Here is a 21,926-nt window from a genome sequence, read left to right as displayed (position 1 = left end):
AATATATACATATTGGGGAGGAAATGTAATGAGCAAAAAATTATTAAAAACAGCTACAGCATTAACAATTATGGGTGGGGTGTTATTCACAGCAGAGAGTAATAGTGTAAAAGCGGAAAGTGCACCGTTGCAAAAAGCAAATACAATTGTATTTAAAGATGTACCAAAAGGACATTGGGCATATGAGGCAATTCATGAATTAGCGGAACAAGAAATAATTTTGGGATATGGCGATGGAATATTCGGTTTTGGGGATAATGTAACACGTGAGCAAGTTGCAGCTTTAGTTTACCGTGTGTTTGATATGGAAGAACAATATGAAAATCCATATGGAGATATTGATGAAAATTCAACAAGCTTTATCGAGGAGATATTGGCTTTAACGGAAATGGGAATTTTCCAGGGAGACGAGAATGGAAACTTTAGGCCGAAGGCGACGTTAACGCGTGCGGAAATGGCACAAGTTCTTACGAATGCTTTTGACTTACAGGCAAAGGGATCTCATAACTTTAATGATGTTTCAGCAAATTCATGGGCAACGAATGCAATTAGTGCAGTACAAACAAATGGTATTACAATGGGAATCGGAGAAGGTAAATTCGGTCCGTCTATGAAGGTAACGAGAGAACAATACGCACAGTTTTTACATAGAGCAATATTGCATGATATGGAACAAGGGCAGTAATAAAGTTTAACTAGTCAAAGTGAAATTTAAAAATAATACAAAAAGGTCGTTGTTGTATAACAGTGGCCTTTTTTTGTATGAAATAAAGCGCGAAAGAATGGCGTTTTGAAAAAAAATGAAGTGAATTTTCAAAAAAAACTTCCTTTTCTGAAGATTTGTTATATAATATAAAACATAAAATCAAATCTGTTATAAAACAGTTTAAGAAGGGGATGCTAATATGTCGACGCAAACTTCACGGGTTACACTCGTTGGAGAAATGTTACCAGCGTACAACGAAATATTGACACCTGAGGTGCTTAGTTTTTTGAAGGAACTACATGAGAATTTTAATGAGCGCCGCATAGAACTTTTACAAAAACGTGTAGAAAAACAAAAGAGAATTGATGCAGGGGAGTTTCCGAAGTTTCTAGAAGAAACAAAACACATACGTGAAGCGGATTGGACAATTGCCAAGCTGCCAAAAGACTTAGAGGATCGCCGTGTAGAGATTACTGGACCGGTAGATAGAAAGATGGTCATTAACGCTTTAAATTCAGGAGCGCATCTTTTTATGGCGGATTTTGAAGATTCGAATTCACCAACTTGGGAAAATGCAGTGGAAGGCCAAATCAATTTACGAGATGCAGTAAAGGGAACGATTTCACATGAAAATGATAAAGGGAAAGAATATAGATTAAATGAGAAAACAGCTGTACTCATTGTACGTCCAAGAGGATGGCATTTAGAGGAAAAGCATATGCAAGTTGATGGGAAAAATATGTCGGGTAGCTTAGTAGACTTCGGCTTGTACTTTTTCCATAATGCGAAAGCTCTTTTAGCAAAAGGGAGCGGCCCATACTTTTACTTACCGAAAATGGAAAGTTATTTAGAAGCGAGATTATGGAATGATGTATTCGTATTTGCTCAAAAATATATCGGCATTCCAAATGGAACGATTAAAGCAACTGTGTTACTGGAAACGATTCACGCTTCGTTTGAAATGGATGAAATTTTGTATGAGCTAAAAGATCATTCTGCTGGCTTAAACTGCGGAAGATGGGATTATATTTTTAGCTTTTTAAAGAGTTTCCGTAATCATAATAAATTCTTACTACCAGATAGAGCACAAGTCACGATGACGGCACCATTCATGCGTTCCTATTCTTTGAAAGTAATTCAAACATGTCACCGCCGTAATGCACCAGCAATTGGAGGAATGGCGGCACAAATTCCGATTAAAAATAATCCAGAAGCAAATGAAGCAGCTTTTGAAAAAGTGCGTGCTGATAAGGAGCGCGAAGCTTTAGACGGTCATGACGGGACTTGGGTTGCCCACCCTGGACTTGTACCGGTTGCAATGGAAGTATTTAATCACATTATGAAAACACCGAATCAAATTTTTAGAAAACGTGAAGAAATATGTGTAACAGAAAACGATTTACTAGAGGTACCGGTGGGAACGATTACAGAAGAGGGCCTTCGCATGAATATTAGTGTAGGTATTCAATATATTGCATCTTGGTTAAGCGGACGGGGAGCAGCACCCATTTATAACTTAATGGAAGATGCGGCAACTGCTGAAATTTCAAGAGCACAAGTATGGCAATGGATTCGTCATGAAGGTGGAAAACTAAATGATGGTCGTAATATTACGCTTGAATTAATGGAAGAGCTAAAAGAAGAAGAATTAGCAAAAATAGAAAGAGAGATTGGTAAGGAAGCCTTTAAGAAAGGGAGATTCCAAGAGGCGACAACTTTGTTTACAAATCTCGTTCGAAATGATGAATTCGTACCATTTTTAACATTACCGGGTTATGAAATTTTATAAAAAATGAAAAGGGGATGGAACAAATGAAAAACGAAAGAATCGAGAAGTTACAAGAAAGCTGGGAATTAGATGAGCGTTGGAAAGGGATCACACGTCCATATTCGGCAGAAGATGTAATTCGCCTGCGCGGGTCAATTGATATTGAACATACGTTAGCGCGTCGCGGTGCTGAGAAGCTTTGGACATCGCTTCATACAGAAGACTATATTAACGCACTTGGCGCATTAACAGGAAACCAAGCGATGCAACAAGTAAAAGCTGGGTTAAAAGCGATTTACTTAAGTGGTTGGCAAGTAGCAGCTGATGCAAACCTTTCTGGACATATGTATCCAGACCAAAGTTTATATCCAGCGAACAGCGTACCTGCTGTAGTAAAACGAATTAATCAAACGCTTCAACGTGCGGATCAAATTCAGCATATGGAAGGAAGCGATGATACAGACTATTTCGTACCGATTGTAGCAGATGCAGAAGCTGGATTTGGTGGGCAATTAAATGTATTCGAACTGATGAAAGGTATGATTGAAGCAGGTGCATCAGGTGTGCATTTTGAAGATCAATTATCTTCAGAGAAAAAATGTGGCCATTTAGGCGGAAAAGTATTACTACCAACGCAAACAGCAGTACGCAATTTAATTTCTGCACGCCTTGCAGCAGATGTAATGGGAGTGCCGACAATTATCGTTGCAAGAACAGATGCGGATGCAGCTGATTTAATTACGAGCGATATCGATCCTGTTGATAAAGCATTTATTACAGGAGAAAGAACACCAGAAGGATTTTACCGTACAAATGCAGGTCTTGATCAGGCAATTGCGCGCGGTTTAGCGTATGCACCGTATGCAGACCTCGTTTGGTGTGAAACGTCGGAACCAAATTTAGAAGATGCAAAACGATTTGCGGACGCAATTCATAAGGAGCATCCAGGAAAGCTACTTGCATATAACTGTTCACCTTCATTCAACTGGAAACAAAAACTAGATGAAAAAACAATTGCAAGCTTCCAAAAGGAAATCGCGTCTTACGGTTATAAGTTCCAATTCGTAACACTTGCTGGATTCCATTCATTAAATTACGGTATGTTTGAACTAGCACGTGGCTATAAAGAGCGCGGCATGGCAGCATACTCTGAACTACAACAAGCAGAATTCGCAGCTGAAAAACATGGCTACTCTGCAACACGTCATCAACGCGAAGTAGGAACAGGTTACTTTGATGAAGTTGCACAAGTGATTACAGGCGGAACTTCATCAACGACAGCGTTAAAAGGATCTACGGAAGAAGCACAGTTTACGAAATAAAAGGAAGGGGCACCTTTTTGAAGGGTGCCCCTTGTTATTTTCTAAACGATTCGAAAAGAGAGATTGAGTTGTCGGAAAAAAACGATACTTCCTTTTCTTTATTACTAAATCAACTCCACTCAGCCCTATGATCACGAATAAACTTCATATCTTTCTCATAATGCTCTAGATGTCCTTCATCAATCATTCTTTGGAAATTCAAGTCGCCTTCTTGCGCTTTTTGTTTCATATATGTACATAATCCTTCTAATCGAAGCAACACCATTCCTAAGTAATCTTCATCCATATTTTTATCATAGGACTGAACGAACAAATTCATTCTCTCTTTAATGCGATCTGCATGTTGCGATGAGTCATAATGAACGGCTTCACCGGATTCTGTATAATACACTCTACTTAAAGGCACACAAGTATAGAGTGTATAAGCGATATCCCATAGTCTTGGACCAGGAGCAGCAACATCGAAATCAATAATCCCTACTGGCTTCTCATTATTAAAAATAATGTTATATATGGCAAAATCATTGTGACATAAAACCTCAATGTTATTTGGAGTGTGATCCATCGGTTTCCAATCATTTAATAATGGAAAATCACTTACAGCATCATGGTAAAGGCGAAGCATCTTTGCGATTTCTTTTAATACATCATTAGATCGCATATATTCTTTTAAAGGATAATTGCCAGCTTCTCCTTCAATAAAGGATAAAATCTCTCTATCTTTTTCATCTACACCTAAAAACTTTGGAGCATAATGAAATCCTTTGTTTTCTAAATGTTGCAATAGCTTATGAATCTTTTCACTGCCCGGCTTTAACTCTCGCCGAACAGTATTTTCAGAACGATATACGTTTGAGACGTTTCCCCCTGTTAGCCTTTCTTCTTTAGCGTAGTTTGACATGTGAAAATTCCCCCTGTGATTAAAAAATCCAATTCCAAATAGTAAATAGACCAATAATGGCAGAAAAGAGAAGGCAAGCAAGGAATGCTAGACAGCCAAAAGGAACTAGCTTATCTTGCCATGTTTCTTTATACTCATAAATTAACTCCTCTGCTACTTTCTTCTGTACTGAAGATAAAGGTTGATCTTTATGCAAACCTTTTATATGGTTAGAATCGCCTTTAAACTTTAAAGCACGTGCAATATGATGAGGACTATTTCCCCTTGATTTTTCAAATAATAAACATGATTCATGCATAATATCTGTTTTATGCTCCTCTAGATACCAGTAACGTCCAGCCATTTCTGGATATTGTAATTTATAATAAATATCTCCGAGTTGTTTTCGAAGATGTAATTCATTTGGGTATGTAAAGATGAGGCCGTGCAATCTGTCTCTTGCTTTTCCAAGATTATTATTTTCAATATCCTCTTCGATTCTTTTTAATGTTTTTCTAGGAATTTTATTGGTCATAAATTCCTCCTTATTTAGAATAGAGATAATTATATTTTATAAGAAATACTAAAAATTAGAAATTCCATTTTCAAAAAAGATTGTACATTTCATTTTAAGTATGCTATGATGATGTCAGTTGAATAGTTAAATTAAGCAATCCATATGTTATCAAGTGCTGGAAACGAACGAGAAAAAGTATGTGAGAACTAGTTTATGTTTCGTATTTGATAATGTGTGGATTCTTTTTTTAGACAGGAAGACTAAAAAAATTAAAATTTGTATTTTCTTAGGAGGAAATAATCATGGCAGTAACAGGACAAGTAAAATGGTTTAATAACGAAAAAGGCTTCGGTTTCATCGAAGTTCCAGGCGAAAACGACGTATTCGTACATTTCTCTGCAATCGAAACTGAAGGTTTCAAATCTCTAGAAGAAGGCCAAAAAGTTAGCTTCGAAATCGAAGAAGGTAACCGTGGACCTCAAGCTAAAAACGTAATCAAACTATAATTTTATAGTTGATGATGGAAAAAAGGATGGCTAATGCCATCCTTTTTTTGTTGTGGAGAAAGTTTTTTTAGAGCCTGTTTTTATATCTAAATCTCTTTTTCTATGTTACAACGGGTAAAAAATTATCTGGAATGCGTATTAGTTTCTGTAGAAGAATTATTTCAGCAAGAGCAGTTACTGCGTATGATAGTAAATAACTATAAATTTGTATTCTTCATTGAAATAGGGGAATCTTTTCCAGATAGACCTTGAGTAACATCTTTTTTGTTAGCATTGTTGTTGGAATTTTGTACGTTTTGAGATGATGTTTCTAACAGTTGTTCTTGTTCCTTACTAGGGGTATTCAGAGCATCTGAGGGGATGCTATTAACCTGCTGGCTTAATAGGTTTTCTTTATCCATAGTATACAGCTCCTTTTTGGAATTCGATAAAAAGCAATGTAATTATAAAATGACCACTTATATATATTGTGTTTTTGAATGAAATTATATACAAAACTTATATTATAAAGTTAACTAATTAACGAATTGTTAGTGATGGATAAAGATGTACAAATACTATTTCTCATGTTTTATATAAGGATCATATACAAATCAAAAAAAGATGTAGAGAATCTTGGAAGAAAATATAGTTGTTTTTTAGGGTGAAGAAGAATAAATAAAATGATACTACAAATGTAAAAAGGCATTCCATAAAGGAAGGCCTTTTATTGTTCTTGCTCTAATTTTTTCTTCTCACGTTTTTTACATTCTGGACATTTTGATTTACGAAATGGTTTGGAAAAGAATAGAAGAATGAAAAATAAACCGAATATAATACTAGCTGAGTTTTTCACGATAATGACGCTGCTATTTTTCATTTGAATCGATGGTTGGATTTCTTTTTCTTCCATAGTGGCCCTCCATATATTGGATTTATATTTTAATTATAGCAAAGTTAGTTGTTGTAATGATGTGAAATGAGGAAGTGATTTCAAATATTTATAGTAGTATAAATGTTTTTTGTGTACATTATTATCTTTTTATTATTATATAGTTAATTTTAAATTTGAAGAATGGTTGATAAATAATAAATCTATGTAAAATAGTGGGATATGCAATCCGTTTTCTTTTCATAGGTGCTAAAATTATATATGCAGCTGCTAATATAAATGGAAAAAAGGAGATAATAGAGCATGGAAAGTAAAGTGGAACGCTATGTCGAAAATTATGTTGTAACGAAAAATACGATGGCCTTACTTCCTGTTATTCTAAGTGAAAAGAAAATTGTTACTCGAGTCGTTGAAATGAATGATTCTTTTTTCGTATTTCAAAAACCTCTAGATATTATAGAAAGAAGTTGCCGCAAGCATGGCTCGAGTTTCTTAGGCAGAAAAGAAGGAACGAAAGAGTTAACTCATATTACACATAAAGCACCAATTGCGATTAGTCCTACAGATCAACTTTATTTTTTCCCTACCTATTCTTACTCTAGAAAAGAGTGCGCTTGGTTGTCTCATTTTTATATTGAAAGTAATAAAGAATTAAAAGATGGAAATCTTATTATTAGATTTATAAATGGCTTTGCTGTGAAATTAGAAATATCAAAAACTAGTTTTGAAAATCAACAAAATCGTACAGCGAAATTACGTACTGAATATGAAGATCGTAGGAAAAAACAAGGGAGCCCTTGTTTTAAAGAGATTGATAAAAAAGAGGAATCAACATTAAGACCCGCTTATGAGAGTGTGTATTTTGTGAAGGAAGGCGAAGTGTGAAAGAATGGGGGGAATCCCCATTCTTTTTTTGTTTATCCCGCTATTTGTGGGCAGTAAGACCCCCACCTCAAAATTCAGCGAAAGCAAAAAAGTTAGGTGGGGGTCGGGCTGTATAGATAAAGCGATATATTTAGAAAATTACCAGTGTAATTTCATTTACCGATAAAAAATCGGAAAACCATCTAAATAACAAAACGAACGACATGTCCTGTCGAATATTGATAGATTATCATAGCTAAATAATGAAGGAATTCTTATGAAAGATATGGAAACTTTAATAAATACATCTCCATATGTCGTATCTACCATTTCCTCTTTCATATAAGCGATGATACAGTAGGGATAGTATTTAGAGTAAAGGGGTAAAGTGTAGAATGGATTTTCAGACAATCAAAGAGTATTTTTCACCAGAAAATATGGATCATATTGTTGAGAGTTATAAAGCGTTCGGACCACTTCTTGGTATTGGTTTACCGATGATAGAGGCGTTGATTCCAGCATTACCGCTTATCGTATTTGTACTGGCGAATGCTGTTGCATTTGGCTTTTGGCTCGGTTTTCTTTATTCATGGCTTGGATCAGTAATGGGTGCATTATTTGTCTTTTTCATCATCCGCCATTTTGGTCGCAGTCGTTTCTTTTCGTTTGTAAATAAGCATGAGAGAGTACGAAAAGCAATGGGGTGGATTGAAAGGAAAGGATTCGCACCGATTTTTGTTATATTTTGTTTTCCGTTTACACCGTCAGCGCTCATAAATGTTGTCGCTGGTTTATCCCGAATTAGTGTAAAACAGTTTGGTCTAGCGTTAGCATTCGGAAAACTTGTGATGATTTTTATTTTAACGTATATCGGTCATGATTTAATGTCATTTATTCATAACCCGGTGAAATCAGTCATTGTAGCGATTGGTATTTTTATTCTATGGTATGTCGGTAAGAAAATTGAAGTAAAATTAGAACTACATTAAGAATAGTCTTCTTTGTAAAGGAAAGCTTCAGTATTAAAGGATAAGGGGAGAAGCAGATGAAGAAAACTTTGAAAAAAGAAGGCATAGAGTGGATACGAACAATTTTAATTGGTGTATTATTAGCTGTATTTTTTCGAACGTTTTTCTTTTCAACGTATGTTGTAGAGGGGAAGTCAATGATGCCGACATTGCAAGATGGCAATATGCTCGTTGTAAATAAGGTGAGTTATCAAGTTGGGGACTTGAACAGATTTGATGTTGTGGTGTTTCATGCGAATAAAAAAGAGGACTATGTAAAGCGAATTATCGGTTTACCTGGAGATCATATTGAATATAAGCATGATAAGTTATATATAAATGGACAATTTATTGATGAGCCGTATTTAGAGAAGTATAAGAAAGAGATAAATGGAAGGCAACTAACAGGCGACTTTACATTAGAAGAGTTAACGAAAGAAAAGCTGGTGCCACCCGGGTTTATTTTTGTAGTAGGTGATAACCGGCTCGGGAGCTGGGATAGTAGACACTTTGGCTTTGTAAAAGCTGATACAGTCGTCGGTAAAGTTGATTTGCGATATTGGCCAATTCAAGAGGTACAAACGAATTTTTCAAAAGGTTGATATAATGAAGTAGAAGTATAGAAAAGGCAAACAACTCAGTTTGTCTTTTTTCGTGTACTATAATACAATTATAGTAGCAAACTAACGTTCGTTATGTAAGTGAAAGGTGGGGTTACATGTCACTTCGATTTGTGATTGGTAGAGCGGGAAGTGGAAAAAGTACACTTTGTTTACGTGAAGTGCAAGAAGAGTTAAAACAGCGCCCGAGAGGGAAAACAATATTATATCTTGTGCCAGAACAGATGACATTCCAGACGCAGCAGGCGTTAATTGGAAGTGAGGATGTAAGAGGTTCTATTCGGGCACAAGTTTTTAGTTTTTCACGATTAGCGTGGAAGGTACTGCAAGAAGTTGGCGGAGCAAGTCGTCTTCATATCGATGAAGCTGGTGTACATATGTTACTCCGTAAAATTGTAGAGTCTCGTAAAGATGGGTTATCGGTGTTCCAAAAAGCAGCGGAGCAAAACGGTTTCTTTGAACATCTTGGCAGTATGATCGCGGAGTTTAAACGTTACAATGTAACGCCATCTAACGTATATGAAATGTGGCAACAATTAGATGCGCATAGTAGCAGTGCCGAACAAAAGTTACTAGCGAATAAAGTGTATGATTTACAGTTACTATACGATGATTTTGAACGTGCTTTAATTGGAAAATACTTAGATTCAGAAGACTACCTGCAATTGCTAGTGGAAAAGCTTCCGCAGTCTGAATATGTAAATGGTGCGGAAATTTATATAGATGGATTTCATTCATTCTCCCCGCAAGAGTTAGAGATTGTAAGACAGCTTATGATTTGCGGAGCGAAAGTTACGATCACGTTAACGATAGATGAAAAAACGTTAGCACAGCCAGTAAATGAACTCGATTTATTTTATGAAACGACGTTAACGTATGAAAAAATAAAACAAGTAGCGCGTGAAGAGAAAATAGAAATTGAAAAAACAATTCCACTTATGGAACAGCCGCGTTTTCATTCTCCAGCATTAGCGCATTTAGAAGCTCATTATGAAGCGCGTCCGAATGAAAAATTTAACGGTGAAGCGAGTGTAACGATTAGTACAGCTGCGAATTTACGAGCGGAGGTAGAAGGTGTTGCTCGTGAAATTCGTAAACTTGTTGCGGATGAAAAATATCGTTACCGAGATATTGCTGTGCTTCTGCGTAACGGGGAAAGTTATTACGATGTGATGCGGACTTTATTTACAGATTATAATATCCCGCACTTCATCGATGAAAAACGCCCGATGTCACATCATCCATTAGTAGAATGTATTCGTTCTGCTTTAGAGATTATTAGCGGGAATTGGCGTTACGATGCGGTGTTCCGCTGCGTGAAAACAGAGCTTTTATATCCATTAGACGTAAGAAAAGAAACGATGCGCGAAGAAATGGATGAGTTTGAAAACTACTGTTTAGCGTACGGTGTACAAGGAAAGAGATGGACTTCAGAGGATCCGTGGATGTATCGCCGTTATCGTTCTCTTGACGATACGAACGGGATGATTACAGACAGTGAACGTGAAATGGAAGAGAAAATAAATAGGCTACGCGACGTTGTAAGAACGCCTGTTATTCGCATGCAAAAAAGGTTGAAACGTGCGGGAACAGTTATGCAAATGTGTGAAGCAGTTTACTTGTTTTTAGAAGAACTGGATGTTCCGAAGAAACTAGAAGAATTACGTATACGTGCAGAAGAAAGTGGAGATTTCTTATTTGCGACAGATCATGAACAAGTATGGGAAGAAGTAATGAGCCTTCTTGATACATTTGTAGAGATGCTTGGGGAAGAGAAAATGTCTCTTTCTATGTTTACTGACGTTATGTCGACAGGTCTTGAGGCACTTCAATTTGCTAACATTCCGCCGTCATTAGACCAAGTGTTAATTGCTAATATTGATCACTCCAGGTTATCTGATGTGAGAGCAACGTTTATTATAGGTGTAAATGAGGGTGTCATTCCAGCAGCACCTATGGATGAAGGTATGCTTTCTGATGAGGAAAGAGAAGTTCTTGGTGCAGCAGGGATTGAATTAGCGCCAACGACGAGACAAACTTTGTTAGAAGAACAGTTCGTTATGTATCAAATGGTAACGAGAGCATCTGAGAAGTTATACATTTCATGCCCGCTTGCAGATGAAGAAGGAAAGACGTTACTTGCGTCTAGCTTTATTAAGAAAATAAAAAGAATGTTCCCTAATGTGAAAGATTCGTTTATTACGAATGATGTAAACGACTTATCACGCTCAGAACAAATTTCATATGTAGCAACGCCAGAAGTGACGTTATCTTACGTTATGCAGCAACTACGAACGTGGAAACGATACGGATTTGAAGGGAATTTAGATTTTTGGTGGGATGTATATAATTTCTACGTAACGTCAGATGAATGGAAACAAAAAAGTAGTCGCGTGCTATCAAGTTTATTTTACCGAAATCGTGCGCAGAAACTAAGTACAGCAGTAAGTAGAGATTTATACGGAGATACAATTAAAGGAAGCGTCTCTCGTATGGAACTATTTAATCGTTGTGCATACGCTCATTTCGCGCAGCATGGTTTGTCGCTTAGAGAGCGTGATATTTTCAAACTTGATGCGCCAGATATCGGCGAATTATTCCATGCGGCATTAAAGAAAATTGCGGACAAGTTATTGCGTGAAAACCGCACTTGGGCGGATTTATCAATAAAAGAATGTGAACATCTTTCTGTTTTAGTAATAGAAGAAATTGCACCGTTATTACAACGACAAATTTTATTAAGTTCAAATCGTCATTTCTATTTAAAACAAAAACTACAACAAATTATTTTCCGCACGTCAATCATTCTTCGTGAACATGCGAAGTCGAGCGGATTCGTACCAGTTGATTTAGAGGTGCCGTTCGGTATGGGTGGTACAGGGTCACTTCCGCCAATGGAATTCTCATTACCAAATGGTGTAAAGATGGAAGTAGTCGGTCGTATTGACCGTGTTGATAAGGCAGAAGATGAAAACGGGACGTTCTTACGTATTATTGATTATAAATCAAGTTCAAAAGCGTTAGATTTAACGGAAGTGTATTACGGATTAGCACTTCAAATGTTAACGTATTTAGATGTTGTTACTTCGAATGCACAGACGTGGATGAAAAAAGGCCACGCAGCATCACCAGCTGGTGTATTGTATTTCCATATTCATAACCCAATCGTTGAGATGAAAGGTGACGCATCTGAAGCTGAAATTGAAAAAGAAATTTTAAAGAAATTTAAAATGAAAGGACTCGTATTAGGAGATGCTGACGTTGTTCGTTTAATGGATAACAAACTTTCAACAGGAAGCTCAGATATTATTTCTGCTGGCCTGAAAAAAGACGGTAGCTTTAGTGCGCGTTCAAGTATTGCAAGTGAGCAAGAGTTTAACGTACTGCAAAAATATGTACACCATACGTTTGAAAATATTGGAAAAGATATTACAGAAGGTGTTATCGATATTGCTCCTTATAAAATGGGAAATAAAGCAGCATGTACGTTCTGTAACTTCAAATCTGTTTGTCAATTTGATGAGTCACTTGAAGATAATCAGTTCCGATCGTTAAAAGATATGAAAGATAGCGAAGCGATGGAGAAAATAAGAGAGGAGGTTGGCGGAGAATGATAGAAAATTGGCCTAAAAAACCAGAAGGTAGTCAATGGACAGATGACCAGTGGAAAGCTGTTGTAGCGAACGGACGTGATATTTTAGTTGCGGCTGCAGCTGGATCAGGTAAAACAGCAGTATTAGTTGAACGTATTATTAAAAAGATTATTAATGAAGAGAACCCAGTCGATGTCGACCGCCTGCTCGTTGTAACATTTACGAATGCAGCAGCGCAAGAGATGAAAAACCGAATCGGGGAAGCGTTAGAAAAGGTATTAATTGATGAACCAGGCTCTCAACACGTAAGAAAGCAGCTGAGCCTATTAAATAAAGCTTCCATTTCAACAATTCACTCATTCTGTTTACAAGTAATTAGAGGATATTACTACATGCTTGATGTTGATCCTCGTTTCCGTATTGCGAATCAAACAGAAAATGAATTGTTAAAAGAAGAAGTGCTAGATGACATATTAGAAGAAGAGTATGGCATCGAAGATAATATGATATTCTTTGAACTCGTTGATCGTTATACGAGTGACCGTAGTGATGATGACTTACAACGTATGATTTTAGCGCTTCATACAGAATCAAGAGCGCATCCAAATCCGGAAAAATGGCTTGATAAATTAGTAGAAGCATATGACGTAGAAGGAAAGACAATTGAGGATTTAGTATATGCTTCTTATTTATTAGAAGATGTGAAATTCCAGCTTGAAACAGCGGAACAGCATATTCGTAAGGCAACTGAACTCGCAATGCTTCCTGACGGTCCAGCGCCTCGCATTGAAACCCTGCAAGCAGATGTAGCTTTACTTGGAACGCTATCATCAGCTGCTCGTGAGTCGTGGACAAGATTGTATGAAGCGATGCAAAACGTATCGTGGCAAACGTTAAAGCGTATTAAGAAAAGTGATTACAATGAAGATGTTGTAAAACAAGTAGACTCTCTTCGTAATAAAGCGAAAGATGAAGTGAAGAAATTACAGGAAGAGTTATTTAGCCGCAAACCGGAAAGTTTCTTACGAGATTTTCAAGATGTGCACCCAGTATTAGAAAAGCTTGTTCAACTTGTAAAAGTATTTACAGAGCGTTTCCAAGCGATGAAGCGAGATAAAGGAATGGTCGATTTTACAGATTTAGAGCATTTCTGTTTACAAATTTTAAGTGAACAAAGTGAAAATGGTGAAATGAATCCGTCAGCAGTGGCGCTCCAATATCGTAATAAATTTGCTGAAGTATTAGTCGATGAATATCAAGACACGAACTTTGTACAGGAATCCATTATTAAATTCGTAACGAAAGATTCTGAGAGTGAAGGAAACTTGTTCATGGTTGGTGACGTAAAGCAGTCGATTTATCGTTTCCGACTAGCCGAGCCAGGACTATTCTTAGGAAAATATAAACGCTTCACACAAGAAGGATTGGGCGGCGGAATGAAGATTGACTTAGCGAAAAACTTCCGTAGTCGTCATGAAGTACTAGCAGGTACGAACTTTATTTTTAAACAAATTATGGGCGAAGAAGTTGGGGAAATTGACTACGATGCTGACGCTGAACTAAAGCTAGGTGCTACCTATCCAGAAGGTGAAGATGTAGCAGCAGAATTACTATGTATTCAGCAAACGGAAGAAGAAGTAATGGATGGAGAAGAAGGTGCAGAAGTCGAAAAAGCACAGCTAGAAGCTCGTCTTATGGCGCAGCGTATTAAAGCGATGGTTGATTCAGGTTATGAAGTGTATGATCGTAAAACGGATAGTATGCGCCCTGTACAATACCGTGATTTCGTTATTTTACTCCGCTCGATGCCGTGGGCGCCGCAAATTATGGAAGAGTTAAAATTGCAAGGAATTCCAGTATATGCTGACCTTGCGACTGGTTATTTTGAAGCGACAGAAGTAAATATTATGATGAACGTATTCCGCGTTATTGATAATCCGATGCAAGATATTCCGCTTGCAGCTGTACTTCGTTCACCGATTGTGGGACTAAATGATGAAGACCTTGCGACGCTTCGTGCTCATGGGAAGAAAGGGTCATTTTATGAAGTAATGAGCTCGTTCTTAAAAGGAGCACCGCTTGAAGAAGAGCAAGAACTTCATGATAAATTAGAGTGGTTTTATAATTTACTGCAAGGATGGCGTGAATTTGCCCGTCAACAATCCCTTTCTGATTTAATTTGGAAAGTGTACGGTGAGACAGGTTATTACGACTTCGTTGGCGGTTTACCAGCTGGAAAGCAAAGGCAGGCAAACTTGCGCGTGCTATATGACCGTGCAAGACAATATGAAGCAACATCATTTAGAGGGTTATTCCGCTTCTTGCGTTTTATTGAACGTATTTTAGAACGCGGTGATGATATGGGTACGGCGAGAGCCCTCGGTGAACAAGAAGACGTTGTTCGCATTATGACGATTCATAAAAGTAAAGGGCTAGAGTTCCCGGTCGTATTTGTAGCTGGACTCGGTCGTCGTTTTAATACACAAGACTTAATGAAGCGTTTCTTACTGCATAAAGATTTCGGTTTCGGTTCACAATTTATCGATCCGCGTAAACGAATTAAATATACGACATTATCACAGCTTGCGATTAAGCGTAAAATGAAAATGGAATTAATTGCAGAAGAAATGCGCGTATTATACGTAGCGTTAACGCGTGCGAAAGAGAAGCTAATTTTAATCGGAACAGTTAAGGATGCAACTAAGGAAATGGAAAAATGGCTTGATGCGAGGGAACATAGTGAATGGTTATTACCAGATCACATACGTGCTGGGGCGTCTTGTTATTTAGACTGGATTGCACCTTCATTATATAGACACCGTGATAGTGAAATGCTTCTTGAATTAGGACAAGGAAGCATTCCGGATGAAATTTACGGGTATGACACTAGCTGGAAAGTAGAAGTTGTGGACGGTAACACGCTTCTTGCACCAGAGCCAGTTCAAGAAGAGAAACAAGAATTGTTAGAAGCGCTTCGTGAGAAAAAGGCTGTTCCCCTGCAAAGTGAACGGAAAGAAGAAGTGTACGACAGATTAATGTGGAAGTACGGATATGAGGATGCGACATCTCATCGTGCGAAGCAATCTGTTACAGAAATAAAGAGAAATTATCAATCTGAAGAAGGTAGCGATAACGCCTTTATTAAAAAACTACGTGCACCAATTAAAACACGTCCGCGCTTTATGGAGAAAAAAGGGTTAACGTACGCAGAGCGTGGAACAGCAGTCCATGCCGTTATGCAGCATGTAGATTTGAAGAAACCGATTACGGCCGAAACGCTACAAGAACAAATCGCAGGAATGGTAAATAAGGAATTATTAACATTCGAGCAGGCGGAAGAAATAGCGATTGAAAAAGTAATTTCATTCTTTGACAGTGACTTAGGTAAAAGGGTATTAGCGGCGAAAAGTGTTGAGCGTGAAGTACCATTTACGATGATGCTTGCAGCAGAAGAAGCATATCAAGATTGGCAAGGGGAGAGTGAAGAAACGATTCTTGTCCAAGGGGTTATCGACTGCATGATTGAAGAGGAAGATGGCATTACGTTAATCGACTTCAAAACAGATACGATTGAAGGGAAATTCCCAGGTGGATTCGAACAAGCAAAACCAATTTTAGAAGATCGATATAAAGTGCAACTTTCGTTATATGCAAAAGCACTCGAGAAAAGCTTACAACATCCTGTGAAAGAGAAATGTTTATATTTCTTTGATGGGAATCACGTTGTAAATATTGAAGAATAGAGGGGCTTGAAAATGGTAAAGGAAAAAACGTTAAGAACTTGTGAACAGGGACACGAGTATTATAAAAGTAGCGATTGTCCAACTTGCCCAACCTGTGAGAAAGAGAGAAAACCAAAAGAAGGTTTTCTCTCTCTTCTTTCAGCACCAGCAAGAAGAGCATTAGAGCACCACGGAATTCAAACTGTAGAAGAACTCTCAAAATATAGTGAAAAAGAAATTTTAAAACTGCATGGTATGGGACCTGCGTCTTTGCCGAAGCTTAGACAAGCTTTGGAGGAGAGCGGATTATCATTTAAATAAAATGAAATAGTGCCTCTTCACTCCTTACTTGTTTATACCACTATTTGTGAACAGTAAAGCTCTTGCTGATTAAAATTTCATTTTAATAATTTGAATTAGATAAAAGAAAAAAGTAGGAGAATATCTCCTACTTTTTTTACGCTGTTCCAATCTGATCTTGATCCGCCACATCAGAATCAAACGTATTTGTTGCACTAACACCGCTAAAAGTATTCACAACAAACCCAACATTGGAAGCTCCAGATCCGTTATAGGCTTTCGTGTTTTCTTTCGGAGACACGTTATAAAAATCTCCTAAGTTGAAAGAGCCGTTACTGTTTTGAACAACGAGATTTCCTACAACTGAAGGCATACCATCCACCTACTTTACTAAGCTTTTTAATTACTATATGAATTATTGTGCGGAAGGTTCATTTGTAATATATTGGCGGATTTGCATAATACGAGAGTTATTAAAAACATAATCAACATTTCCAATTTGAAAGCAACCAGAATTTAAAAGTGTCCGTAATTCAACGTTATTAACTTCAATAAAAGGGCATTCATTTACAATATTTAATTTTACATCTGTCGTTCGTTTTGGAATTGTAATGTGTTCATCTGTAAAGATTTCAAAAGCATCAAAACGACCTTCTCCCTTTATATAACAAGGAATTTCACGGTGGACGGCAAGAGCTCTACTTTTTAATTCCATTTGGTTTGCATCTCCAACTTGCAATACGGCAGTAATCCCTAAAGAAATAATAGAAACATTTTGGACAATGGACACATGATGCAACATAATTTCTCAGTCTCCTTAACCTGGAGTAGGAGGGACATCTGTTACTAATGGTACAAATGGACCCTCTGTAACTGTTTCAAATGGTGTATCGAGAATAGAAGATAGAATGAGGAGATTTGCATCTCCAATTAAAAAGAGTGCGGACGACGATACACCGTTCATTTTAATCTGTCCGACTTTTAACTCACGGTTTACAACGTTAAGGTTCATACATACTTACTCCTTTCGGAAATTTCCCGGTATGTGCTGAATAAAGGAGAGAAAGGCTTTGTCAATATCTTGTTTCATTGCCTGAATAATGATATCTCGTAAATAATCTGGATCTGTTGAAATACCTTCATATGATTGCGCTTGTGATAAATAATAAGGGAGTCGATGCTCCATCTGTTTTTTTATGTCATCTACCATCATTTGTCGATACATTTCATCAAGCGGTGTTCTCTCTTCTTGTTCAAAATGGAGAATACGATTATATGCTTCTTCATCTAAGTATCGATGCATTTCTTGGAGGATACCTTGATAAAAGTCTGGGTTTGTTTCGGTTTCAGGGTTTACCTTCAATGTTTCTGTATCCACTTGAAAATCTTCAATTTGTTGTCCTTTTGCTGAAAATGGGTTTAAACCAATATTTAAAGTACCATTTAAATTTTCGACTTTTAATTGATCGAATTTGTATTCCACTTTTCCTACAGAAGAGGAGGGGCGATTTTTTAATTCGTTAAGCTCTTCTTGGAGTTGGCGCACTTGTTCTTCTAAATTTAGGATGGCTGCTTGTTGTGTTTGAAGAGCTTGTTGAAGTTGGTGTAAGTAAGTATATATATCTTGATTCATTTGTGAAACCTCCTTTTCAATAGGGAGGGTAAAAATATTCCTGCTATATATTTATGACAAGGATGTCTTAAGAAGAACTAGTTGATGGTTTGATAGAAATAATTTGTCCTTTTGCCTGTAATGGGCGAAGCGGCTCCGTAAATCCGCCCGTATTTGAAAATTTAGATAGGGCTTTAATACTTCCGGCAGTACCAATTTGGAACACAGAAGAGGTTGTAATACTATCAATTTTAATACTGTTGATGATGATACTTTGGTTTACATAAAAATTCAATGCAATTGCCTCCTTTAAGTTGAGCCAATTATCGCTTGATCGATTACATCTGAATCGTTGACAGTCGTTGCACTTTGATAATTGTAGACAGAAACATTATCTCCAACGTTGAAAGAACCGGCCCCGGCGAAAGCACGTGAGTAACTAATAGGCCTAATCGCAAATACATCTCCAATATGAAAAATACCACTTGATCCAATATTGACGATACGAATATGTCCGACCATAGCTGGCATACAAAACACCCTTCGTTTTTAAAATTTTCTTTTCTACTATTGTATGGGCGTTTCCAATAAAATGTGTTTTTTTTTGAAATAAAAGAAACACACGCGTTATTGCGTGTGTGTGTTGAACGTTTGAGTAGGGTGTAAATCCGTATGTACATGACAAATTACATTTAAGAGCCTGTCCAGTTCTTGGCTACAATCCACTGTTCTTTGAGAAGTCATTCCATAGCGTTCAGCAAAATAGATCATTTTTTCACGTTTTTTTTCAATAGCTTGCTCAAACATTGAAATCGGCTCCATCTCTAAATGAAATTTTTAGTATATATGTAGTACATATTATACAAAAACTCCATAAAAAAGAAATACCTTCGCTAAAAAAAGTAAAATTTCTACATTTTATGCTAAATAATGAATAAGTAACGAATAAGTGCGAGAAGAATATTGTAAAAATTAGCGTGCATGAGAAGGTTTTTTTCTTGCGGATGCGAATACAATTAAAAGGTATGAGTTTTAGGATGGAGAGTGGAAATATTGCGTTTTGTAACGGCGAAGAAAGAAGAAAAGGTATTTGTAGGTATTGTGGATGAAGAAGAAGAAAAGGTATTACACTTAAGAGAAGCGCAAAGACAAAAAGGGGAAAAGGTTACAATCCCTATTACAATGTTAGAGTGTATTGAAAGAGGGACTGAATGCTTTGAGAAAGTATGTGAAATTGTAAATTGGGCAAAAGAGAACGGGGAAGCGGCGTATTATCCGTTAACAGAGGTGAAAATATTAGCGCCGATTCCAAGGCCAAGAAAGAATATTTTGTGCGTTGGAAAAAACTATCGTGAGCATGCGGTAGAAATGGGCGGAGTAGAGTCTATTCCAGAAAATATAATGATCTTTACGAAAGCACCAACAACAGTTATTGGCATAAATGAGCAAATTAATGGTCACCCTCACGCAACGGACGAACTAGATTACGAAGGAGAACTAGCTATCATTATTGGTAAGCGAGGGAAGCAAATTAAAAAAGAAAAAGCCCTTGAGCATGTTTTTGGTTATACGATTATAAATGATGTAACAGCTCGAGATATTCAAAGAAAACATAAACAGTTTTTCCTTGGGAAAAGCTTCGATACATTTTGTCCGATGGGACCGTATTTAATTCATAAATCGGTGGTTGAAACGCCGAATGCATTACACATTGAAACGGTAGTAAATGGAGAAGTAAGGCAAACTTCCAACACGAATAAAATGATTTTTTCAATAGAAGAAATTATTTCAACGATAAGCAAAGGAATGACTTTAGAACCAGGCGATATTATCGCAACAGGAACGCCGGCTGGTGTCGGAAAAGGTTTTACACCACCGAAGTTTTTACATGCTGGTGATGAAGTGGTCATTACAGTGGAAAGAATTGGTACTTTGCGAAATGTAGTGAAATGAAAAAAGAGCTATCTTGTATAAAGATAGCTCTTTTCTATGGTCTCGGATTATAGAGATAATCGATAACGGCAAAAGTGTAAAGACCAATTAATGCAAGTGTACAAATGCCAAATAATATAACCGCAAGTGCGCTTTTTTCTCGTCCAAATCCAATAATAGTAAGAATAACAGCAGTCCAAAATGATGCTTTCAGTAGTGTGAGTGTAGTAGGAGTTGAGTAATGAAGCCATGTTGTGGAAAGTAGGAAACTAAAGAATGTAACTAAAATAAAAGCTGTAGCTAAATAGTTAATATGTTTACCATATCTTAGTAGCATATCGCACCTCCTTTATGAATTTAAAATACAGAAAATTACAATTGTATCTTAATATAATTGAATGTAAAAAGAAAGAGGTTGTCCCAACATGTTGGGCAACCTCTCTATTATTACGATAATACAGCTTTAATTTTTTGGAATGCCCACTCTAAATCTTCTTCAGAGATTACTAGAGGTGGTGCGATACGAATTACGTTTTCGTGTGTTTCTTTACATAGTAGACCAGCTGCTTTTAGTTGTTCACAGTAAGGACGAGCTGGCTCGTTTAATTCGATACCGATGAATAAACCTTTACCGCGAACTTCACTGATCATTGGGTTATCAATTTCTTTTAATTGCCCAACTAATTTTTCTCCTAATTGAAGAGAACGCTCTGTTAATTTTTCTTCTTCTAAAACTTCAAGAGCTGCGATAGAAACAGCACATGCAAGTGGGTTACCGCCGAATGTAGAACCATGAGAACCTGGCTCAAATACACCTAAAATGTCGCGGTTTGCTGCAACACAAGAGATCGGGAATACACCGCCACCAAGGGCTTTACCAAGTATGTACATGTCAGGAGTTACATCGTCCCAGTCACAAGCGAATACTTTACCAGTACGGCCTAAGCCTGTTTGGATTTCATCTGCTACGAATAAAACGTTTTCTTTTTTACATACTTCAAGAGCTTCTTTTAAGTAACCAGCTGGTGGGATGTTAATTCCTGCTTCACCTTGAATTGGCTCTAAAATGAATGCTGCTGTGTTTGGTGTAATTGCGGCTTTTAATGCTTCTAAATCACCGTAAGGAATTACAACGATGCCAGGAAGCATTGGACCGAATCCACGCTTGTACTCTTCATTTGAAGACATAGAAACAGAACCCATTGTACGTCCGTGGAAGTTATCTTCACAAACGATGATTTCAGCACGGTTTGCTTCTACTTTCTTCACATCATAAGCCCAGCGACGAACTGTTTTAATTGCAGTTTCAACAGCTTCAGCACCTGTATTCATTGGAAGTACCATTTCTTTATTAGTTAGTTTCGCAACTTTTTCGTACCAAGGACCTAATTGATCGCTATGGAAAGCACGAGAAGTTAACGTAACACGATTAGCTTGGTCAATTAAAGCGTTAATAATTTTCGGGTGACGATGACCTTGGTTTACTGCAGAATATGCACTTAATAAGTCCATATAGCGGTTTCCTTCAGGATCTTCTACCCAAACACCTTCTGCTTTAGAAATAACGATTGGAAGTGGGTGATAGTTATTTGCTCCATATGTGTCTGTAAGTTCGATAATATCCTTAGTTTGAATCATGATTGTTCCCCCTTTTGTTATTACAAGAAGTTTGTAAATACTCTAAATATTATAGCATTTAAATGTAA

General features: G+C 37.1%; 24 protein-coding genes. 11 read left to right on the top strand and 13 right to left on the bottom strand.

The genetic code is table 11. The annotated features are described in order from the left end of the window. Nucleotides 1-28 precede the first annotated feature (28 nt). From OXT04_RS16485 to aceA, 3 genes are all read left to right on the top strand, one after another. Entirely contained in the window at nucleotides 29-685 is a 657-nt protein-coding gene (locus OXT04_RS16485; RefSeq protein ID WP_267416015.1) for an S-layer homology domain-containing protein, read from the top strand. A 220-nt stretch (nucleotides 686-905) separates the two neighbouring features. Next, nucleotides 906-2,495, top strand: a complete 1,590-nt coding sequence (gene aceB, locus OXT04_RS16480; protein ID WP_000107345.1) for a malate synthase A — start codon at nucleotides 906-908, stop codon at nucleotides 2,493-2,495. 23 nt (nucleotides 2,496-2,518) lie between these two features. Further along, nucleotides 2,519-3,796: an isocitrate lyase gene (gene aceA / locus OXT04_RS16475; protein WP_000787346.1), complete on the top strand. Its 1,278-nt coding sequence runs from the start codon at nucleotides 2,519-2,521 to the stop codon at nucleotides 3,794-3,796. Nucleotides 3,797-3,905: 109 nt separating this feature from the next. Here aceA and OXT04_RS16470 read toward each other — a convergent pair whose 3' ends face one another. Both OXT04_RS16470 and OXT04_RS16465 read right to left on the bottom strand, forming a co-directional pair. Continuing rightward, a complete protein-coding gene (locus OXT04_RS16470; protein ID WP_267416013.1) occupies nucleotides 3,906-4,697 on the bottom strand; it encodes a phosphotransferase in 792 nt (263 codons plus the stop codon). Nucleotides 4,698-4,716: 19 nt separating this feature from the next. After that, nucleotides 4,717-5,211 carry a DUF6584 family protein gene (locus tag OXT04_RS16465; RefSeq protein WP_000182394.1) on the bottom strand — a complete coding sequence of 165 codons (495 nt, stop codon included), beginning with the start codon at nucleotides 5,209-5,211 and terminating at the stop codon, nucleotides 4,717-4,719. A gap of 284 nt (nucleotides 5,212-5,495) precedes the next feature. Here OXT04_RS16465 and cspA point away from each other — a divergent pair, with 284 nt between their 5' ends. Beyond that, nucleotides 5,496-5,699 (top strand): RNA chaperone/antiterminator CspA, encoded by a 204-nt coding sequence (cspA, locus tag OXT04_RS16460; protein ID WP_000301522.1) that lies wholly within the window; start codon nucleotides 5,496-5,498, stop codon nucleotides 5,697-5,699. Nucleotides 5,700-5,896: 197 nt separating this feature from the next. Here cspA and OXT04_RS16455 read toward each other — a convergent pair whose 3' ends face one another. Beyond that, complete coding sequence (locus OXT04_RS16455; RefSeq protein ID WP_000356913.1) at nucleotides 5,897-6,100, bottom strand: hypothetical protein; 204 nt, start codon at nucleotides 6,098-6,100, stop codon at nucleotides 5,897-5,899. A 305-nt stretch (nucleotides 6,101-6,405) separates the two neighbouring features. After that, nucleotides 6,406-6,591: a hypothetical protein gene (locus tag OXT04_RS16450; RefSeq protein ID WP_000391377.1), complete on the bottom strand. Its 186-nt coding sequence runs from the start codon at nucleotides 6,589-6,591 to the stop codon at nucleotides 6,406-6,408. 282 nt (nucleotides 6,592-6,873) lie between these two features. Here OXT04_RS16450 and OXT04_RS16445 point away from each other — a divergent pair, with 282 nt between their 5' ends. The 6 genes from OXT04_RS16445 (at nucleotide 6,874) to OXT04_RS16420 (ending at nucleotide 16,697) form a co-directional block, all read left to right on the top strand. Next, nucleotides 6,874-7,455, top strand: coding sequence for a competence protein ComK (locus OXT04_RS16445; RefSeq protein ID WP_000444448.1), 582 nt, complete (start codon nucleotides 6,874-6,876; stop codon nucleotides 7,453-7,455). A 374-nt stretch (nucleotides 7,456-7,829) separates the two neighbouring features. Then, nucleotides 7,830-8,423: a TVP38/TMEM64 family protein gene (locus tag OXT04_RS16440; RefSeq protein ID WP_267416005.1), complete on the top strand. Its 594-nt coding sequence runs from the start codon at nucleotides 7,830-7,832 to the stop codon at nucleotides 8,421-8,423. Nucleotides 8,424-8,479: 56 nt separating this feature from the next. Further along, nucleotides 8,480-9,043 (top strand): signal peptidase I, encoded by a 564-nt coding sequence (gene lepB / locus OXT04_RS16435; RefSeq protein ID WP_000751897.1) that lies wholly within the window; start codon nucleotides 8,480-8,482, stop codon nucleotides 9,041-9,043. Between the two features lie 116 nt (nucleotides 9,044-9,159). Further along, nucleotides 9,160-12,675, top strand: coding sequence for a helicase-exonuclease AddAB subunit AddB (addB, locus tag OXT04_RS16430; RefSeq protein ID WP_267416002.1), 3,516 nt, complete (start codon nucleotides 9,160-9,162; stop codon nucleotides 12,673-12,675). After that, nucleotides 12,672-16,397: a helicase-exonuclease AddAB subunit AddA gene (addA, locus tag OXT04_RS16425; protein WP_267416000.1), complete on the top strand. Its 3,726-nt coding sequence runs from the start codon at nucleotides 12,672-12,674 to the stop codon at nucleotides 16,395-16,397. The genes addB and addA overlap by 4 nt, the downstream gene beginning before the upstream one ends. Nucleotides 16,398-16,409: 12 nt before the next feature. Next, nucleotides 16,410-16,697, top strand: a complete 288-nt coding sequence (locus OXT04_RS16420; RefSeq protein ID WP_016513143.1) for an RNA polymerase alpha subunit C-terminal domain-containing protein — start codon at nucleotides 16,410-16,412, stop codon at nucleotides 16,695-16,697. 136 nt (nucleotides 16,698-16,833) lie between these two features. On the opposite strand, the gene gerPF is transcribed toward OXT04_RS16420, so the two are convergent. The 7 genes from gerPF to OXT04_RS16385 form a co-directional block, all read right to left on the bottom strand. Then, complete coding sequence (gene gerPF / locus OXT04_RS16415) at nucleotides 16,834-17,049, bottom strand: spore germination protein GerPF (protein WP_001141570.1); 216 nt, start codon at nucleotides 17,047-17,049, stop codon at nucleotides 16,834-16,836. A gap of 42 nt (nucleotides 17,050-17,091) precedes the next feature. After that, entirely contained in the window at nucleotides 17,092-17,478 is a 387-nt protein-coding gene (locus OXT04_RS16410) for a spore germination protein GerPE (RefSeq protein ID WP_267415991.1), read from the bottom strand. A 15-nt stretch (nucleotides 17,479-17,493) separates the two neighbouring features. Continuing rightward, nucleotides 17,494-17,688, bottom strand: a complete 195-nt coding sequence (gene gerPD / locus OXT04_RS16405; RefSeq protein ID WP_001052807.1) for a spore germination protein GerPD — start codon at nucleotides 17,686-17,688, stop codon at nucleotides 17,494-17,496. Between the two features lie 6 nt (nucleotides 17,689-17,694). Beyond that, entirely contained in the window at nucleotides 17,695-18,309 is a 615-nt protein-coding gene (gene gerPC, locus OXT04_RS16400; RefSeq protein WP_001070763.1) for a spore germination protein GerPC, read from the bottom strand. A gap of 67 nt (nucleotides 18,310-18,376) precedes the next feature. Next, nucleotides 18,377-18,583: a spore germination protein GerPB gene (gerPB, locus tag OXT04_RS16395; protein ID WP_001012508.1), complete on the bottom strand. Its 207-nt coding sequence runs from the start codon at nucleotides 18,581-18,583 to the stop codon at nucleotides 18,377-18,379. 14 nt (nucleotides 18,584-18,597) lie between these two features. Further along, complete coding sequence (gene gerPA / locus OXT04_RS16390) at nucleotides 18,598-18,819, bottom strand: spore germination protein GerPA (RefSeq protein ID WP_001111187.1); 222 nt, start codon at nucleotides 18,817-18,819, stop codon at nucleotides 18,598-18,600. Between the two features lie 96 nt (nucleotides 18,820-18,915). Next, entirely contained in the window at nucleotides 18,916-19,095 is a 180-nt protein-coding gene (locus tag OXT04_RS16385) for an aspartyl-phosphate phosphatase Spo0E family protein (protein ID WP_000462857.1), read from the bottom strand. Between the two features lie 246 nt (nucleotides 19,096-19,341). Between OXT04_RS16385 and OXT04_RS16380 the strand changes: the two genes are divergently transcribed. Continuing rightward, the gene (locus tag OXT04_RS16380) at nucleotides 19,342-20,241 is read left to right on the top strand and encodes a fumarylacetoacetate hydrolase family protein (RefSeq protein WP_053565035.1); all 900 of its coding nucleotides are present in this window, start codon (nucleotides 19,342-19,344) and stop codon (nucleotides 20,239-20,241) included. Between the two features lie 34 nt (nucleotides 20,242-20,275). On the opposite strand, the gene OXT04_RS16375 is transcribed toward OXT04_RS16380, so the two are convergent. Further along, complete coding sequence (locus OXT04_RS16375; RefSeq protein WP_000926859.1) at nucleotides 20,276-20,557, bottom strand: hypothetical protein; 282 nt, start codon at nucleotides 20,555-20,557, stop codon at nucleotides 20,276-20,278. A gap of 110 nt (nucleotides 20,558-20,667) precedes the next feature. Then, entirely contained in the window at nucleotides 20,668-21,858 is a 1,191-nt protein-coding gene (gene rocD / locus OXT04_RS16370) for an ornithine aminotransferase (protein WP_267415979.1), read from the bottom strand. Between the last annotated feature and the right edge of the window lie 68 nt (nucleotides 21,859-21,926).

This window comes from Bacillus sp. GC_Bacil_1 (assembly GCF_026540675.1).
Taxonomy (GTDB): Bacteria; Bacillota; Bacilli; order Bacillales; family Bacillaceae_G; genus Bacillus_A; species Bacillus_A cereus.
This window is presented reverse-complemented; position numbering and strand designations above follow the sequence as displayed.